Here is a 17545-nt window from a genome sequence, read left to right as displayed (position 1 = left end):
GGCTGGGTTTAATTCAAGCGTCAGACAACCTGCCAATTGATGGCGGTGCCCCGATCTATCGAGAGCGGGTCTATTGCTACGAACTCTACCATCAGATGCGGTTGGTTTGGCCGAAGGACACTGACTACGTGCTCAACGGCGAAATAGACAAGCGCGGCCATCCGATCATTAAGAGGCTGGGCGCCGACCTAACCACGCCCGACCTCCTCGTTCACGTGCCGGGATACATGGGAAAAAATCTGGCGATCTTAGAAGTGAAGCCGGGGCACGCGACGGCCAAAGGTGTACTGAAGGACCTTAGAACGCTCTCTGTGTTTCAAAGCGTTGTCGAATACGAACGTGGGGTGTACCTCTTTTATGGTGATTACCCCAAGTCGATGGTTCGGGCTCTACGCTCACACGCGTTCTGGCGCAGGAGGTCGGCATGGACGGGGTCACCGTCAACGCCATCTGCCCCGGCATCATCCTGACGGAGATAGGCAAGAACAATCTGGGCAGCGAAGCCGCGATCCGGCACTGGGAAGAGGTTGCAGCGCTGAAGCGGCTCGGTGCGCCGGAAGACATAATTGGCCCCGTGCTGTTCTTTGCCTCCGACCTCTCTGCCTTCGTCACCGGCCAGGCGCTCAACGTCGACGGCGGTATCTACTACCACTGAGTGCCGGCCGACGGCCGGTCTTTGCCATTTCCAGTCGACAGGCCGCAACCACGCAGGTGCCGGAAGGAGAACGCATGGCTCGCGAAATGGATTCTACATCGACGGCAATTGGATGGCGCCGAGCTGGCCAGGGACTTTCGACGTCATAAATCCGACGACCGAGTCAAAAAGTAGACCCCCCCTTTCCCGTGAATGAGACGGCCGCTTTTTAGTGAATCACATTGACTCCTTATTGTTCCTTGAATATCTTCCATAGGGAATAATAGAGAATAAATGACATCAAATGACAGCCGAATTCTTGACGGTGGAAGCGGCCGCTCATCTTCTGCAATTGCATCCGAAGACCATTCTGCGGTTTATCCGGGAGGGGCGGCTGCGGGCGACCAAGGTTGGCAAGCAGTATCGCGTGATGCGGTCCGACTTGGACAGCTTTGCTGGTTCGGCTGGTCCGAATGACGAGCGCGATGCTAGAGCCACCACCATTGTCGACATTCCAAATGTCGATCCGCCGTTTGTGCAACGCCTATCGGCAGTTCTGCTCGGAGCCGCCAAAGGCAAAGAACCCTCGGGCGCTCCCATCTCGATTGATATTGCGCATGATCGCGAGCATCGCAGCGTCAAGGTCATCCTTATCGCATCGCCGGCCGACGCCGCGATGTTGCTCAAGCTCGTCAGTGTATGCCTGGAGGCTTGACCCTGATCTGCGCAAAAGGGCCGGGGCAGGTTGAGGATCGGCATTGGGCTGCGTTTCAGAGCCCAGCTGGGTAACCTCGGTCCGGCCGTCAGTGACCAACGAAATGTCCTTCCGAACTTCTCAACCGATAGGCCGATGAACTCTCTCGAAGCCGCTTTCGACAATCCCGACCCATCCCTGCGTCTTAACGCGGCCCTGCGCGCCGGGATGACCCCATCGTTGCGGGACCTGGAGATATTGCTGCTCCAATGTGCCGTAGAGCCGGATTTCCAGGTCCGTGAAATGCTGACTTGGGCATTGATCCGGCTTCCGGCGAACGTGGTCGTGCCGCGCGTGGTCGAGGAACTGGCCCGCCCCGAATCACAGGCCAGGCGCCAGGCCCTCCACACGCTGTCCAAGTTCAAGGACGCAACCGCGTGGCCAGCCGTGGCGGCTCGGCTCGATGACGAAGATCAGAGCGTTGTCCGCACGGCATGGTATTCGGCCGTAGCGCTGGTGCCCGAAAGCGAGCGCGTCTGGCTGGCCGGAAAACTGGCGGCAAGCCTTGGCGATGGGGACGCGGAGACGCAACGCAGCTTGAGCCGGGCCCTCGTTGCGTTGGGAAAGGACGTGATCGGGCCTGTCCTTGCTGTCGCGGCAGAACGCGGAAGCGCGAGGGTCCGGCAGCACGTTGATGCGACGCAGAGGTTGCTGAAAGATCCCGATTTTGGATTCACCGCTTCACTGAAAAGCGCCCGCCGTGAGGTTGCCCTGGGCCGCACAAGGTCGACGAAGGGTTGAGGCGAATGGGTTGAAGGCTACAGCTATTTGGCGCAGCGCTTCTACGTTCGCAATGAGATTGAGTAAGGAACGGCAGCTTTCGCCGAATGCTCTCCAAACCGCACTGGCCGGAGGCGGTCATCGCAGCCAAGATCGGACCGGATACGGCCCCTGCGGCTCGTTCCGCACAGTATTCTGCCCGGTCGCTCACATTGCAAGAGAACGCCACGCCATCGACAGGGACGCCAGGCGGTTTTAATGACCACAATTGGGCCGTCTCCTTCCGACCGCCTCGCTCACGAAGCGCTTCAGTCCAGCGTCGATTGCAGCAAACCCAGGCGAGCAGATCGGCGTTTCTCGATCTCATGCGCCATGAGGTCTATGGACGGGAAGTCGATGAACCAGCGTGGCGAGATGCCGACAGCAAAGCGTTTATCGAATTCGGAGGCCAACCTGACGGCGATTATGGAATCCACGCCAAGCTGCCCGAATTTCGCATGGATTGAAATGTCGTCGGCACGCAGCATCCGCTTCAGGTTTGACGCTAGATAGGTCGCGATCGCGTCCGGTTCGCCAGCGGGTTTGAGGTCTGGATTTGCGCCTCCTGTTGGGTCGCAAGCATGTAGCCGGCGAGCGCGCTCATCGACGGATATTGCAGCAGGTCCTTCGGCGTCAGGCGCCGAGAGAGCCTTTGTTCAACAAGAACGATCAATCGGATCGCCATGACAGAATCCAGTCCGACGCTGGAGAAGGGAATGTGCGGATCGAGCGTTTCGAGCTTGAGCAGGTCGCAGACGATTGCCGCCAAGGCATCCTCAAGGCTGTCGGCAGGGAGGCTTTCCGCCCCGCCGGGCCGCGTCGCCGTCTCAGTCACCTGTCGCGTCAAAGCAGCGAGCATCGCTGGCTCCGCGGCCGAAGCCGGCGCATCGGCACGTTCGAGGACTGGGCGTGCAGGCTGGACTGGCTTTACGATATCGCCCGCCGTCAGGCTCGAACGCAGCAATCCCGCTCCGACGTCGAGATGGATAAAAAAAATCCGTTCACGCCAGCCATTAAGAGCGAAAATCTCGGCGCGCCCGCCGCGCATCATCGCGCGCCAGGCATCGAGGCCGGTATCGATGTCGAGGAAAACGTAGCCCAGTGATGCGAACCAGTCGTCGAAACTTGCGGTGACGTACTTGTCCCACTGCCAGCGCGACCAGTTGATGGCGTAGCTGGCTCCGTGCCTTTTCCCATCCACGACCGCCCTCTCGCGCCAATTGGCAAAGGTGTTCTGGAAAGCGCAGCCATAGGCGTAGTCGCTGCCGCCGGCGAGTCCCAGTGAGGCCAGCGACGAGAAGAAGACGAAGAAGTCGAGCTCGATATGCGCCGTCGCCTGGTCGAGATTGACCGTGCCCGCCACCTTACAGGCGCTGACGGCGGCGAAATCCTCCCAGCTTTTGCGAAACAGGTAGGCGTCATTGTGGGCGGTAACCATGTTGACCACGCCGTTGAGACGGCCATGACGTTTCATGATCGCATCGACCATAGTCTGCGTCTGCCCGCTGTCGGCAATATCGCACTGGATGTAGTCGACACGATCTCCGGACTTCGCCATCTGTTTCAATCGCTCGAGACGTTCCGCTACTTGACCGTCAAGCGGCGAGCGCCCGCAAAGAAGGAATGTCGCGTCGGTGTCGGCAACCAGGCTTTCGAGCAGCCGGTAACCGAGCTCGCCGGCGCCGCCGGCGAACAGATAGACGCTGCCATCCTGGAACCAGGAGCTCTCGCCCGATTGCTCAAGCCTGATTTCGCGTAGGCCGCGGACCGCGCGGCCACCTTCGAACCGGATCGTAGCTGGTGTCTCGGATGGACACAGCGCGATCTCGCGAGCCGCCAGCGCATCCCAGTCTTCCTCGGCGCGCGTCCCAAGAAACAGCGTGTGCAGCCGCAAGCGCTCGTTTTCCAGAAAGGCCGATTTTGCCAGCGCCGGCAATGCGTCGAGCGCGGGCGAAACACCGAAATCCTCGCGCGTCAGGAAGAACAGGTCGACCTCGCTATTGAACGCTTGTTCCATCAGCGTCTTTGCCAGCGCGAAGAGAACGGCCGTTTCATTCTGTCCGCCGGCGCTTTCGTCCTCCGACGGCAGGATAACCACGATGTCGGGCTGATCGCCCGCGAGGTTCCATGTCGCAAGGGAAGGCCCAATCGTATTGCTCGGTTCCAGGACAGATGTGAACAGCGTTGTTTTCGTCGGCAACTTTGACCGCAACAGTGCCTCGAACCGTTCCGCCTGTTCGTCGCTGCGCCCGACGATCCAGATGCACTTGTCATCCAGCTTGCGTGTGGCTCCGGCTCCCACCGGCTGCCAGAATGGTTCCAGATAGATCATCTGAGCGGATGGTCCGTCGACTTGTGCGTCGGCCGTTCTCGCCTTGAACCAGCAACTCCTGTCCGGCCAGGGCGGAACGGGCAGCGAGCGACGCTTCGCGCCCGAGATAGGCGGCCAATGCGTCGCACCGCTGTCGAGCCATTGAATCACATGGTTCGGGCAAGCCGAGGCACAAGATGCCGTGCCGCCCATGTTTGCAGTGGCGGTCGGTGCACCGTCGGTGGCGATCGCCGTGAGCCCTTCGATCAGCTCTGGCAAGGAGGCCGCGTGCACGACCACCCGCTCGGCGCGCGCGTCGTTGCGGCTTTGTAGGGTAAAAGCGATATCCCGCAGAAGCAGCGCGCCGTCTTGTGAAGGAAGCGCCGCAATCATTCGGGCAAGGGCCTCGGCATAAGCTTGGAGCTGCTGGGGCGTATCAGCACTCACCGGAACGTAGACGACTTCAACAACGGGAAGCGGGCGTTCTTCGGGGCGATGCTCCCTGAGCACCGCAGAAGCGTTGGCGCCTCCGAAACCGAAGGAGTTCACCAGCGCGCCGAGCGGCTTGTCGGTCGACCCTTCGGGCCAAGGGCCGGTCTCGGCCTGGATCGCAAGTTTGTCGTTGAGCTGGATACGCGGATTGCGATCGCGGAAATTCGACATGCCGGGCAGGGTGCGGTGTGTGATCGCCAACACCGCGTTGATAATGCCGGCGACACCAGCCGCTGGCTCGAGATGCCCGATGTTGGTCTTCACTGAACCGATCGCGCAGGGCGAAGGCAACAGGTCGTGCGCGGCTCGCAGCGTTCGGAACGCGCTCTTAACACCTTCCACTTCGATCGGGTCGCCGAGCTCGGTGCCGGTGCCATGCATTTCGACGTAGGCGATGTCGTTTGGTGTGAGGCCGGCGTCCTTCAGCGCGCGCGTAATCAGATCGGCCTGTGCACGGCTGTTGGGCGCTGTCAAAGAGGCGGCCTTGCCGCCGTGGTTGACGGCTGTTCCCTTGATGACGGCGTGGATGTGGTCGTGATCCCGGATCGCATCGGCGAGCGGCTTCAGAAGCAGGGCGCCGACGCCTTCACCGCGAACATATCCGTCCGCGCCCGCATCGAAAGTGCGGCACTGACCGGAGGGCGAGAGCACGCCGAGCTGTCGACCCATGATGAAGAGATCTGGCGTCAAAAGCAGGTTGACGCCGCCCGCTATGGCCAGGTCGCATTCGCCGAGACGTATCGCCCGCACCGCGTTGTGGATGGCGACAAGGCTGCTGGAGCAGGCTGTATCGATCGCCTCGCTCGGCCCGTGGATATCAAGCATGAACGATACACGGTTGGCGAGCATAGCGTGAGCGTTGCCGGTGCAGGCCTGCGCGCTCTGCAAGCCATCGGCGTCGAGCAGTTTCTGGTAATCTTGGAACTGCACGCCGGCGAAGACACCGACGGAGCGCCCTGCAAATCCCTTCGGATCATATCCGGCATCCCAGATCGCCTCCCACGCCGCTTTCAGGAACAGGCGATGCTGCGGATCCATGAATTCGGCCTCATAGACCGAAATGCCGAAGAAATCCGGTGCGAACTGGTCCTCCCCCTCGATGAAGCCACCCCATTTGACGTCGGTGCGGCCCGGTTGGCGCAAGGGGTCGCCAAACACTTCTCTCCAGTTCCAGCGCCGCTGCGGGATTTCCCGGATCAGGTTGCGGCGAGCCACTTGATTTTCCCAGAAGGTTTCCTTGGAATCGGCGCCCGGCAACCGGCACGCCATACCGATGATCGCAATGTCGCGGTCCGAGACAGCACCCGGATTGGACTGCTCGGGAACGGCAGGCGCGGGTTTGTGCGAAGCAACCTTGTCGATTGTCTGCTCAGCAATGTATCCGCAAAGCAGCCTAAGCGTCGGATAGGTGAACAACTGGATCGTGTCGATCTGAGCGCCATAGCGCTGCGACAGGCGAGCGGCAAAGAGTTTCAACGATGCCGAGTCGAAGCCGAGATAGCCCAGCGGCTCATCCGCACCGATTGCGGCTGGTTGCGTCGCCAGGAGTTCAGCTGCAAGCGCAAGCGTCCCCTGCAAGATGTCGCGCACCATGTCTGAGGTAGCCAGGGGGATCGTTCGGGAATTCATGTTCGTGCCTTCAACATCACTCGCGGCTGCCGCAACCAATCAAGATCCTGTCGCCTGCAAACGCATCTCGGAACTTTTGGGATCGGTGAACCAGAAGCGCGTGCGCGAGAAAGGGTAGCCCGGAGCCGAAACCCGGCGCCGCTGTCCTGGAGAGTAAAAGCTGGCGAAGTCGACTTCCGCGAGGCTCACCCATTCGTGCGCGAAGCGGAATGACAGCTCCTCCATCTCGTTCCGGGTGGCTGGGCTCAACGTTCCCGGCTCGGCGATGACGTCCGCGTCCTCACGTCCCGCCACGAAGTTGGCGAGCGAGCCGGCAAGGCCGTGCCAATCTCGGACCAGGATGGCGGCGCGCACCGGCAATGGAGTCCGGCCAACCTGGAAGGTGTAGAGAAAGTCCTGCAGGTCTTGCTGCGCATCGCCGGTGGCGCTGTTGAGTTCATGCTGCACATGCTGCAGCAGCCGGCCGGCTACGCGCTTTAGTGCTTCACCATCCCGTGCAGACATCGGCAGGATCGGAATCACCGCCGCCGCCACATCGTTTGCTTCAGGGTTTTGCCGGTGGAAATGTTCCTCGATCACGACGTGGCCATAGGCGCCGCCGAAGCCGAAGGCACTTACCCCGGCGCGGAACGGCAGCGGTGTCCCTCCACTGTCGCGCAGCCGTGGCCAAGGCTCGGTCGCTTCCACGAAATGGAAGGGCGTGTCGTGCGTCTTGCACATCGGGTTGACCGTGCGCAGATGGGGATTTCCCGGCAGGCAGGCATGCTTCATGGCTAGCAGCACCTTGACGACACCGGCGAGGCCAGATGCGGCTTCCAGATGGCCGATGTTGGTCTTTGCCGAGCCGATGCCGCAGCGATGCGACGTATTTTCGCTTTGACCAGCAAGTTCTTCATAGGCCAGGCGGATTGAATTGAACTCCATCGGGTCGCCGAGCGGTGTGCCGGTGCCATGCGCCTCGATGTACGTCAGCGTGCGCGGGTCGATACCGGCTCGTCGCCATGCCATGGCGATGACTTGCTTTTGCGCCATCGGGTTCGGTGCCGTCAGCCAGTTGGCGCGGCCCCCGTGACTGATTGCCGAGCCGATCAGCAGGCCGTGTATGTTGTCTCCATCCGCCAACGCCTGCACATGCTTCTTCAGCAGGAGTGTGATCACGCCTTCCCCGCGCGCATAGCCATTGCCGGCCGCGTCGAAGCTTTTCGTTCGGCAGTCCGGGCTCAGCGCCCCTTCCGCGTCAAGCGAGCGCGACAGGGTCGGGCTAAGGATAAGGTTTGCCGCGCCAACCAACGCGCTCGTGCAATCGCCGGCACGGATCGCCTGCGCAGCCACATGCACCGCCGCCAACGAGCCGGAACAGGCGGAATCGATGGCCAGACTCGGTCCAGTCATCCCCAATGAAAATGATATTCTGTTGGCGATGACCGCGCCTGCAACGCCCGTCGCCAACTCCTTGTCGGGCGCTATGTCGTTACGATAGAGCAATTCCTCGTAGTCGGACTTTCCGGTTGCGAGAAACACCCCCGTCTGTCCGCGTGCGAGGTCCGCCGCGCAATAGCCCGCATCCTCGATGCAATGCCAGGCCGATTCCAGCGCCAGCCGCTGCAATGGGTCCATCAGACGGGCCTCATCCGAGGAGATGCCGAAGAATGCGGCATCGAAGGCATCCATGTCCTCGATGAAACCTCCCTCGGCGATACCGGGGTGCCGCTGGGCTGCCCGGTCGAGAGTCGGGCTGGCCGAAAGTGGCCCGACACAATCGCGGCCTGCCGCGAGATTGTCCCAATAGTCGGCCAACGTCCGCGAGCCGGGCAGGCGGCCATGCATGCCGATGATGGCAATTGGCTCTTGCCAGTGCTGTTCGACGCGGCTCAAGCCCTCGTGGGCGGCGGCAATCCGGACTGCCTCGGCCATGGATTACTCCTGCTTTTCCAGTGCCGGTTCGCCAAGCGCCGCTTTCAACGCCCGCACCAACTCGTCCCTGGAACGGGCTTTGGGTGACTGTTCGTGCGTTGTGACTATCGGCCCCGGCGCGAGGTGCCGCGCCAACAGTTGAGGCGTCTGGTGTTGCCAAAAGACCATAGGCTCCAACGCTAGGCCAAGCACATCGTTCAACCTGACTGCGAGCTGCGCTGCGAGTACGGAATCGATGCCAATCGCACCGAAGCTGTCGGTGGCTTCCGCCGCGGCCCTCGTGCCCACAAGCGCCAGGGTCTCTGCGAGGATGAACTGCTGCAACTCCTCGGTGTCCATTGCTCGGCGCTCGGGTGCAGGCGCCTCGCACGCCCCTGTTGCCGTCGGTTCCTTTTCATGCCCGCGGGGTCTGAGCAATGGCAGCTCTCCCGAGAGATACAGCGCTTTGGTCAGCCGCCGTTGCACCTTGCCGCTGGTCGTCTTGGGCAGTGAGGCGGGCGGGATGAAAACAACATCGGCGAGGCTGATGTCATGTTCGAGCCAGACCGCGCCGCGCACCGTCTTTTCCAGCTCGACAAGGTCGATCGCGTTGCGCGCCGTGCGCTCGATCTCATGGACGACGACGATCGCTTCCGCGTCATCGCGTTCAACCGAGAAAGCCGCGCCGTTGACGGTGCGGAATGCGGCATGACTGTCCTTCACGGTGAGCTCGATATCCTGCGGATAGATGTTGCGGCCGCGCGATATAATCAGGTCCTTGAGCCGTCCGGCAATGAACAGCTCCCCGTTCCAAAGGAAGCCGAGGTCGCCCGTGCGCAGGAAGTGCGGCTCCGTCGCCCCAGCCGGGCTCTGCGCAAACGTCTGGCGGCTGGCTTCAGGCGCGTGCCAGTAGCCGCTGGCAATGCTTGCGCCGCGCACCCACACTTCGCCCAGCGCCCCATCGGCACAGCGCGACCGCGTGTCTGGATCGATAATGGCTACTTCCATGTCGTCCGCGGGGCGGCCGGAGCTGACCAGCTCCACGGCGTCGGCATTCAGCGACGGAGTGAAGACGCCGCGCGCCAGCGCGGCCTTGTCGACCTTGGCGACGATCGGTTTTTCGCCGACGCGCGATGTCGTGCTGAGCAGGGTTGCCTCGGCCAGTCCGTAAGCCGGAAAGAAGGCGTCCTCGCTGAAACCGAATGGTGCGAACTTTTCCTGGAAGCTTGCGAGTGTCGAAGCATGGATCGGCTCGGCGGCATTGAGTGCGTTGCGCCATGAGCTGAGATCGACACCCTCGAGCTGTTCCGCCCTTATCGACTTGACGCACAGACGGTAGCCGAAGTCGGACGACATGCTCGAGGTCGCCCGGTAGCGGCTGATCGCCTGCAGCCAGAGCGCCGGATTGCCGCTGAACGCGGCCGGGCTCATCATGTAGCACGTCGCGCCGACATAGAGCGTCTGGATCACGATGCCGATCAGTCCAAGATCGTGGAACAGCGGCAACCAGCTGACGATCACGGTCCCTTCGTCATGGCCCATATGGTTGGCGGTGAGACGGGCATTGTGGATCAGGTTGGCGTGGCTCACCACCACGCCTTTCGGCGTGCTGGTCGAGCCGGAGGTGTACTGCAGGAACGCGATGTCTGTCCTTGCGTCCGCCGCTTCGTTCCAGTCGTCCGGGCTGTTTTCCTGTTCGAGGTCCTCGACGCACAGAAGTTCCAGGGCACTGATCGTCGGATAGGGTTTTGACCAAGCCGCGATGTTGTCGCGGATAGCGCGACAAGTGACGATGAAGCGTGGCCTGCAGTCGTCGACAATCGCTTCGAACGTGGCCCAGCTCCGCTTGTTCGGTTTCGGGGTGTGCGCCGGGACGGCGATGGCGCCGCCATAAAGCGTGCCGAAGAAACCGAGAACGAATTCAGCGCCCTGCGGGAACAGCAACAGGATGCGCTCTCCCACAGCGCCCCTTTGCTGCAGCGCGGCGCCGATGCGCCGGCATGAATCGTCCAACTGCCGGTAGCTGATCTGCCGCTGCTCTTCCTTGCCGTCTCTAAGATTGGCGTAGGCAATCTTGTCGTTCAAAAGGCGGGCTCTTTCCCGCGCGATCTGAACGAGGTTTCCAGAGATCTCGTTTTGCATTGCGATCCTCTCAAGCCGCCTCGCTCGAAAGCGGCCTCCCCCGACATCCGGAAATCACGCAGCGCTGAGCATCCCTTGCTCCGGATACCCGGCCGCGTGGAACTTTATGCTTCGGGTGAATTACACTAATATAATAGTATTCGCAACGATGACCGACGGAAATTTTCGGCAGTCAGTTCTGGACCGATTTCTGGATCAAACCCGATAGAAACGTGCCGCGTTTGTCGAGAAAATCCGGCGATCCCCACGCAGTTCCGCGGGCAGGCTGAGCATAGTGGCGGCGAGGACGTCGCCATATTCTCCCACGACCCGGCAAACCGGCCAATCGCTTCCGAACATCAGCCGATCAGCTCCGAAACAAGCCACGGCATGATGCACGTAAGGTTCGATATCGGTGGCCCGCCACGCCGCGGCGTCGGCCTCGGTGATCATGCCCGATATCTTGCAGTGGACGCCATCGAACGCGGCGACGCGCGCGATAGCCTCTCGCCATGGTTCGATCGCGCCGCTGGCGATCGGTGGTTTCGAAACATGGTCGATCACCGCGCGCAATGTCGGGACGTTCTTCAGTGCGGTGGCGACATGTGCCAGGTGGCGAGGGAAGGTCAGGAAATCGAATGCCACCCCGCTGTCGGCGATCCTGCCAAGATTTCGAAGCACGGTCGGCCTGAGGATCCACGCATCGTCATTGATGTCCTGCAGCATCGGCCGGATGCCGACGAATTTGGGCTTGCCGCCATAGAGACGAAGCTGGTCGGCGAAATCGTCGGCCTCCATGTCCAGCCAGCCAACGACACCGGCAATGAAATCCGTACGCGCCGCAAGCTCAAGCAGGAAATCGGTCTCCGCGCGCGTGGCAGCCGCCTGGACGACGATCGTCCGCGCGACACCGAAACGCTCGAGCAGCGGTTCCAGGTGGTGAGGCATATAATCGCGAAGCAAGATGTCGGGCGCGCCCTGCATCCAGTGATAATCGCCACGGGCGGGCTGCCACAGATGATGATGGGCGTCGATGATCATGGGATGTTTCCTTGGAAGTGTCGAGCTAGGGCGGCGTCATGCCGCGTGGCTGCTTTGTTCGAGAGCGGGGATCTTGGCGGTCAAGCGGGTCAAAACCGAGCCGGGCCCTGCTTCCACAAACTCCGTCGCGCCCCTGGCCTTCAGGTAGCCGATCGAAGGTTCCCACAAGACCGGAGATTTCAGCTGCTGGACCAGCAACTGGCGGATCGTGGTTTCAGGATCGCCGCCGTCCGGATATGGACGCGCGGTGACATTGGAGATGACGGGTTTGCGCAGCGGCCGGAACGAGAAGTCGCGCAGGAAATCCTCGAACGTCTCGGCAACCGGTTCCATGATGCGCGAGTGAAAGGCCGCGCCCACTGGCAGGCGAATGAAAGCCGCACAGCCGGCTTCTGTCATCGCCGCTTCGGCCTTTTCAAGATCACCCGTTTGACCGGCAATCACGATCTGCTCGCGCGTGTTGAGGTTGGCGATATCAAGTTGGTCGAGACAGCGCCGGGCGAGTATCTCGCGGATCGTTTCCACGGCAAGGCCGATTATCGCCGCCATGCCGCCCTGGGGCATTCCGGCCATCAACTTGCCACGCCGTACGACCATGCGCAGTCCGTTGAGCAGGTTGAACGCGCCGGCCGCCTGCAGCGCGTTGTATTCGCCGAGGCTATGGCCAGCCAGCCAATGTGGCACCGCGCCCGCGGCAGCGAGCCTTTCGTTGTGGAGGGCATTGACGACAAAGAGGCAAGGTTGGGTGACCTCGGTAAGCCTGAGGGTCTCCTCTTCCCCCTCCAGGCACATCTGGCGGATGGAGAATCCGACGATGCTGTCTAGCCGGCTTTCAAGGGGACCGAACATCGCGCTCGAGTCGAACAGATCCTTGCCCATCCCCTTGAACTGTGATCCCTGTCCGGGAAACATGAACACGCGCATAGGCTTCCTCTGTATTTGTTTCGTTATCGGCTCGCGATAGGGCACAGCTCTTTCGGGCATGAGCGGGCCTTTTTTTCAAATTGCCGGAGAGGACGCAGTTGAAGGAAACCGTGGATCCCACTCGCATCGATCTCTGGTACGCGCGGCTCGACGAATTCACGCTCGGCGAACAGGCCGGCTGCCTGCGGTTGTTGAACGGGCCCGAACGGCGGCGTCATGACGCGTTCAAGTCGCAGGATGCGAGGCTGCAATACCTTGCTGGACGCGGTCTCGTGCGCACCACGCTGTCGCGCTACCGGAACATCGCGCCGCAGCATTGGCGCTTTCTTGCCAACCGGCACGACCGACCTTTCATCGATCCCGACCTCGGAATTACCGGCCTTCATTTCAACCTTTCGCACACAAATGGCCTGGTCACCTGCATAGTCGGCGCCATCGAGGAGATCGGCGTCGATGTTGAGCGGCGCGATCGTGATGGCGGCCTCGACGAGTTGGCGCATGTCGTGCTCGCACCGCCAGAGCTGGTGCGCTTTACCCGGTTGCCGCGCGCTGCACAGCCGGAATTCTTCTTCGCACATTGGACGCTCAAGGAGGCCTACGTGAAGGCGCGCGGCATGGGTCTGTCGCTGCCGGTGCGAGAGATCTGCCTGGATATGGCGTCGCCGCAGCCGACCATCTCTTTTGCCACCCCAATTGATGATGTCCCGTCGCGCTGGAGATTGTGGAGTCTGCGGCCGACCGAGGAACATATCGTCGGAATCGCTGCGGCCTCGGCAGGCGAGCCGATGAGTTTGAACATCAGACAATCCTGCTTCATCGATCAAAATTGATCGCAGCCGTGCCGTCCGGTATGCTGGCATGTCTCGAACCCGAAGTGGCCGCTCCCGCTCCATGGCTCAGGGCCGTGTCGAGTGGCCGGAACCCTGCACTGTCCCCGCAGCCGTCCCCACCGTCCCGGCATCTCCTGCAGTTTCGGACGTCGACATGATCTCGGCAATTCGCATGGCGATCGCGTCGATCGCAGGGGGGCGCATGATGGTATAGTGGTCGGCATCCATCTCGACGATTTCGATACCGGAAAGCAAGTTTCGCCACTCCTCCTGCATTTCGACAAGGTCGTCGCGTTGGCGCGCGGCGAACAACAACATAGCCGCATCCGTGGAACGGGGCCTATGTTGGTCAAGGGCCTTGTTACCGGCCTCGAACACGCCGTGCACCGCCTTGAGCGCTGCATTTCCGGCTGGCATTCCGAGCCGCGTCAATTCCTGCGCCAGCCAGGCCATATGCTCTTCGCCCGAGAGGTTATTCAGCTCCTCTCGCCAAAGGTCGAGATTGAGGTTCGCGGATGCCGCCAGATCGTCGACGAAACGCCGGAAAGGTTGTGCCGCTTCTTTGTCGAAACCGACAGGGCGAGGCTGCGGGATGGCACTATCGATCATCGCGACCAAACCAAGCGTCTCACCCTCTGCTGCAAGTCGCCTCGCGATCTCTTGCACGACCAGGCCGCCGAGCGACCATCCTAGTAGGTTGTAGGGACCTTCAGACTGCAAGGCGCGAATTTCGTCGATATAGCGTTCCGCCATCGCGTCGATCGAGGTAAGTGCGGTTTCCGTTGCGGAGGTAAGCCCTGGAGCGCGAAGGCCGTAGACGGCGCGGCCGGACGGTAGGGCCTGAGCGAGCGCGGCGTAGCACATGACATTGCCGCCGATGGGATGGATGCAGAACAGGGCAGCGCCGTCGTTGCCGGCGCGGATGGGGATGGCCAGGCGGCCTTCATGCTCGCTACCGCCGTCGCGCAACACCTCTGCCAGGCCCGCCACTGTCGGGTGCGCGATGAGCGTCGGGAACGAAACGCGTTGCGAGAACCGCTCCTCGAGCTTCGCCATCAGCCGCATGCCGGCGAAGGACGAGCCGCCGAGCGCGAAGAAATTGTCTTCGCGTCCGATGTCGGCAATGGCGAGCACCTCTCGCCAGAGTTCAGCAACGGCTTGTTCGAGACCCGGACACGGTGGCGCGTAGGCGCGCTCGACACTCTCGCGCGAGCCGAAGTCGGGCTTTGGCAACGCCGAGCGCACGACCTTGCCGTTGTCGCTGAGCGGCAGCTTGTCGAGCACAACGAAGATCGTCGGCACCATATAGGCGGGCAGCGTGGCGCGGAGCCGCTCCCGCAATGCCGTGGCGTCCAATTCGCTGTGCGGATCCTTCGCCACGACATAGGCGACCAGATGGCGCGTTCCGGCGCTGTCGGCTGCAGCCGAGACCACGGCCGCGCCTATCTCTGGGCCGGTCAGAAGGGCTGCTTCCACCTCCGCGCATTCAACCCGGTAGCCCTGTATCTTGACTTGGAAATCCTTGCGGCCGAGGAACTCGATTTCGCCATCGCCTAGGTAGCGGCCCATGTCGCCGGTCCTGTACAGGCGCTCGCCGGTAAGCGGATGGGTTATGAAGCTCGCGGCGGTCTTTGCCTCATCGCGCCAGTAGCCCAGCGCAACCCCGATGCCACCTATATAGAGATCGCCAGGTACCCAGGGCGGGCAGAGATTGAGACGTGCGTCCAGTACATGGATCGACTGATGCTCCATGGCGTGGCCATAAGGGATGGAGCGCCATTCCGGATCGATCCTGCCGATTGGGTAGAGCACCGACCATATCGACGCTTCGGTGGCGCCGCCAAGGCTGAAGATTGCCGCATTGGGTGCGGCGGAGCGAATGCGTTCGGGCAGGTTGAGAGGGATCCAGTCGCCGCTGAGCATGACCAGGCGCAGCGAAGGCATGATCGCGCCAGCTGTGCCCTCGACGGCAAGCTGCATCAGTGCCGGAACCGAGTTCCAGATCGTCACGCCGTGCTCGCGCACCAGGTCGCGCCAATGCGACGGTTCCTTGGATCGCGCCGCCTCCGGCATGACGATCGCACCGCCCGCGGCCAGCGTTCCGAATATATCGTAGACCGAAAGATCGAAGCTCAGAGACGACAGCGCCAGCACCCTGTCGTCTGGTCTGACCGTGTAGCGGGCGTTGAGATCGGCGATCGTGTTGGCCGCGCCGCGATGGTCGATCATCACACCCTTGGGCGTGCCCGTGGAGCCGGAGGTAAAGATCACATAGGCGAGGTCAGCGGTTGTGCCGCAATTTGGTGCTGTGACGTCTGACGGCTCGTCATCAGCGAGCGCGTCCACGGCGATCCGCTCAAGGTCGTTCGGCCAGCAGAGCGACCCATCAAGGTTTTGCTGGGTCAATGCGATGGTCGCTCCGCTTTCGCGAAAGAGCAGGTTTCGGCGTTCTTGCGGAAGCTCCGGATCGATCGGAACATAAGCAGCACCCGCATAGAGGGTGCCGAGTACTGCGGCGACCTGTTCCCAGCCCTTGTTCATCGACACCGCCACCAATTGGCCGGGCCGTGCCCCGCGGTCGCGCAACTGGCACGCAATGCTCAGCGCCCGCCGGCGCAACTCGCCATAGCTCATGCACCGCTCGCCGGCGATCACTGCGAGCCGGCCCGGATCGGTGACGGCCTGACGCTCGAAGCCCGCCTCTAGGCGCTGGAATTCGCCCGGGGGTGCTTCGGCGCACGCCGGCGGGGGGCAGCCTATGGCCGCGGGCTCTCGTTCGTGCCAGAGGCTGGCGTCATTGGCCAGGCGTGCCATCAGGCTGTGATGAGCCTCGCACAGTTCTTCGACGAAGCCGGTCGGGAAGATTTGTTCCACATAGTCCCAGTTGAAGACGACCGATCCGTCCTCGAAGACATGCATCTGGTGGTCGAGATAGACCTGCGGCACGTCGAGGCGGGCCGAGGCATGGTCGATACGCGCCTGTGGCTGACCATCGGATCCGCTGACGGGTGTGACTGCGGTGAAGGTCACGGGGATTCCAACGCCGGGGCCGCTACCGGTCCGCTGCTGCATGGCTCTGGTGACATCGAGGCCGTTTACCTCGATGCGCTCGCAATCGCGCCAGAACTGACGCTGCATTGCTTTCGAGCGTTCGAGGAACGAGCGTTCGCGCGAGGCATCCACTTCGAGCAGGATAGTTGTGCCGAAATTGCCGAAAACATGGGCTGAACGGGGCAGGTGCTGGAAACGCCCGGAGTGAAGCAAAGTGATGGCGAAATGCTGGCTTCCGGCATAGCGCGAAAGGACGTCGGCATAAACGGCGCAGCCAAGCAGGCTAGGCGTCAGCCTGGTTCTGGTGCAGATGTCGACGATTTTCTTCCATTCGGAGGCAGCAAAGGCGCGGCTGACGTGCCGGAATCGAGGCCGGTGACCTTCGCCCAGTTTCCTGGTCAGCGGCAAGGCCGGTGGCCCGGGAAAGTCCGCTAACCGGGGGCGCCAATAGTCCCAGGCCAGTCGCCGGCGCGGTCCTTGCCGCGCCGCGTTCTGCGCTGCGACGTAGTCGGCGAACGACATCTCGATCGGCGGTAGCATGGCGGCCGGGTCTGCGCTCAGCGTCAGCAGTTCCTGCAGCAGGACGCGGAAGCTCCAGCCATCCATCATCCACAACGCGAAACACATGTGCAGGCGAAGTCCGTCATTGGAGCGCGTTGCGCGAATGTCGAATTGCGGCCATGCGTGAACGGGTATCTCGGCCTCATTCATCTCGGAGCGAAGCGTATCCACTCGCCATGCGCGTTCAGCTTCGGGCAAGGTGCGTAAATCCTCGATGACGATCTCGTAAGGGCCGACATCGCGCAGAATTTCCTGATTGCCCGAAACACGAATGACGGCGCGCAGCATGTCATGCCGCTCGACCATGCGCCGCAGCGCCTCGGTCAAACCGCCTGCAAGCGCTTCCGGGATGTCCGCCTCGACATAGTAACGCGCCGGGGTGCTGAGTTCGATCGCGCCGCTCTGACCGACCCAATAGGCCTGCTGAATGCCTTCGAGCAGGAACGACCGGTCGCCATTGCCGGCAACCTCGCGCGTGACGTCGTTGAGCATCCCGCTTTTCCTCCCTTGCGAGCCGACGTCTCTCCCATCGACGCCTTGCGTAG

Annotated in this window: 10 protein-coding genes and 1 pseudogene; 4 read left to right on the top strand and 7 right to left on the bottom strand. The window is 62.0% G+C overall.

Going from position 1 to position 17545, the window contains the following annotated elements; all coding sequences use genetic code 11:
* Positions 1–397 precede the first annotated feature (397 nt).
* The 3 genes and pseudogenes from ACFWXH_RS25625 to ACFWXH_RS25615 all read left to right on the top strand — a co-directional run.
* A pseudogene (locus ACFWXH_RS25625) lies at positions 398–655 on the top strand (SDR family NAD(P)-dependent oxidoreductase); the annotation flags it as partial.
* A gap of 283 nt (positions 656–938) precedes the next feature.
* Entirely contained in the window at positions 939–1349 is a 411-nt protein-coding gene (locus ACFWXH_RS25620) for a helix-turn-helix domain-containing protein (protein ID WP_379124121.1), read from the top strand.
* A gap of 30 nt (positions 1350–1379) precedes the next feature.
* Positions 1380–2129, top strand: a complete 750-nt coding sequence (locus ACFWXH_RS25615; protein ID WP_379124120.1) for a HEAT repeat domain-containing protein — start codon at positions 1380–1382, stop codon at positions 2127–2129.
* Between the two features lie 287 nt (positions 2130–2416).
* Here the strand turns inward: ACFWXH_RS25615 and ACFWXH_RS25610 are convergent, their stop codons facing one another.
* The 6 genes from ACFWXH_RS25610 to fabD all read right to left on the bottom strand — a co-directional run bounded on the left by ACFWXH_RS25610 (position 2417) and on the right by fabD (position 12558).
* Positions 2417–2635, bottom strand: a complete 219-nt coding sequence (locus tag ACFWXH_RS25610; protein WP_379124119.1) for an acyl carrier protein — start codon at positions 2633–2635, stop codon at positions 2417–2419.
* A 17-nt stretch (positions 2636–2652) separates the two neighbouring features.
* Positions 2653–6579 (bottom strand): SDR family NAD(P)-dependent oxidoreductase, encoded by a 3927-nt coding sequence (locus tag ACFWXH_RS25605; RefSeq protein WP_379124118.1) that lies wholly within the window; start codon positions 6577–6579, stop codon positions 2653–2655.
* Positions 6580–6618: 39 nt separating this feature from the next.
* Complete coding sequence (locus ACFWXH_RS25600; RefSeq protein ID WP_379124117.1) at positions 6619–8493, bottom strand: beta-ketoacyl synthase N-terminal-like domain-containing protein; 1875 nt, start codon at positions 8491–8493, stop codon at positions 6619–6621.
* A gap of 3 nt (positions 8494–8496) precedes the next feature.
* Positions 8497–10614, bottom strand: coding sequence for an AMP-binding protein (locus tag ACFWXH_RS25595; RefSeq protein WP_379124116.1), 2118 nt, complete (start codon positions 10612–10614; stop codon positions 8497–8499).
* Positions 10615–10809: 195 nt separating this feature from the next.
* Positions 10810–11634 (bottom strand): amidohydrolase family protein, encoded by an 825-nt coding sequence (locus ACFWXH_RS25590; protein WP_379124115.1) that lies wholly within the window; start codon positions 11632–11634, stop codon positions 10810–10812.
* Between the two features lie 36 nt (positions 11635–11670).
* Positions 11671–12558 (bottom strand): ACP S-malonyltransferase, encoded by an 888-nt coding sequence (fabD, locus tag ACFWXH_RS25585; protein ID WP_379124114.1) that lies wholly within the window; start codon positions 12556–12558, stop codon positions 11671–11673.
* A gap of 272 nt (positions 12559–12830) precedes the next feature.
* On the opposite strand from fabD, the gene ACFWXH_RS25580 reads away from it, so the two are divergent.
* A complete protein-coding gene (locus ACFWXH_RS25580) occupies positions 12831–13388 on the top strand; it encodes a 4'-phosphopantetheinyl transferase family protein (protein WP_379124113.1) in 558 nt (185 codons plus the stop codon).
* Between the two features lie 66 nt (positions 13389–13454).
* On the opposite strand, the gene ACFWXH_RS25575 is transcribed toward ACFWXH_RS25580, so the two are convergent.
* Positions 13455–17492 carry an amino acid adenylation domain-containing protein gene (locus ACFWXH_RS25575; RefSeq protein ID WP_379124112.1) on the bottom strand — a complete coding sequence of 1346 codons (4038 nt, stop codon included), beginning with the start codon at positions 17490–17492 and terminating at the stop codon, positions 13455–13457.
* Positions 17493–17545 lie beyond the last annotated feature (53 nt).

This window comes from Mesorhizobium sp. NPDC059054 (assembly GCF_042739215.1).
In the GTDB taxonomy this organism is placed as follows: Bacteria; Pseudomonadota; Alphaproteobacteria; order Rhizobiales; family Rhizobiaceae; genus Mesorhizobium.
The sequence above is the reverse complement of the archived record's forward strand: the minus strand, read 5'-3'. Positions and strand labels throughout refer to the sequence as shown.

Coding starts and splice junctions, on each gene's coding strand:
- ACFWXH_RS25620 (WP_379124121.1), top strand. CDS start 939: ATGACAGCCGAATTCTTGACGGTGGAAGCGGCCGCTCATCTTCTGCAA.
- ACFWXH_RS25610 (WP_379124119.1), bottom strand. CDS start 2,635: ATGCTGCGTGCCGACGACATTTCAATCCATGCGAAATTCGGGCAGCTT.
- ACFWXH_RS25605 (WP_379124118.1), bottom strand. CDS start 6,579: ATGAATTCCCGAACGATCCCCCTGGCTACCTCAGACATGGTGCGCGAC.
- ACFWXH_RS25600 (WP_379124117.1), bottom strand. CDS start 8,493: ATGGCCGAGGCAGTCCGGATTGCCGCCGCCCACGAGGGCTTGAGCCGC.
- ACFWXH_RS25595 (WP_379124116.1), bottom strand. CDS start 10,614: ATGCAAAACGAGATCTCTGGAAACCTCGTTCAGATCGCGCGGGAAAGA.
- ACFWXH_RS25590 (WP_379124115.1), bottom strand. CDS start 11,634: ATGATCATCGACGCCCATCATCATCTGTGGCAGCCCGCCCGTGGCGAT.
- fabD (WP_379124114.1), bottom strand. CDS start 12,558: ATGCGCGTGTTCATGTTTCCCGGACAGGGATCACAGTTCAAGGGGATG.
- ACFWXH_RS25575 (WP_379124112.1), bottom strand. CDS start 17,492: ATGCTCAACGACGTCACGCGCGAGGTTGCCGGCAATGGCGACCGGTCG.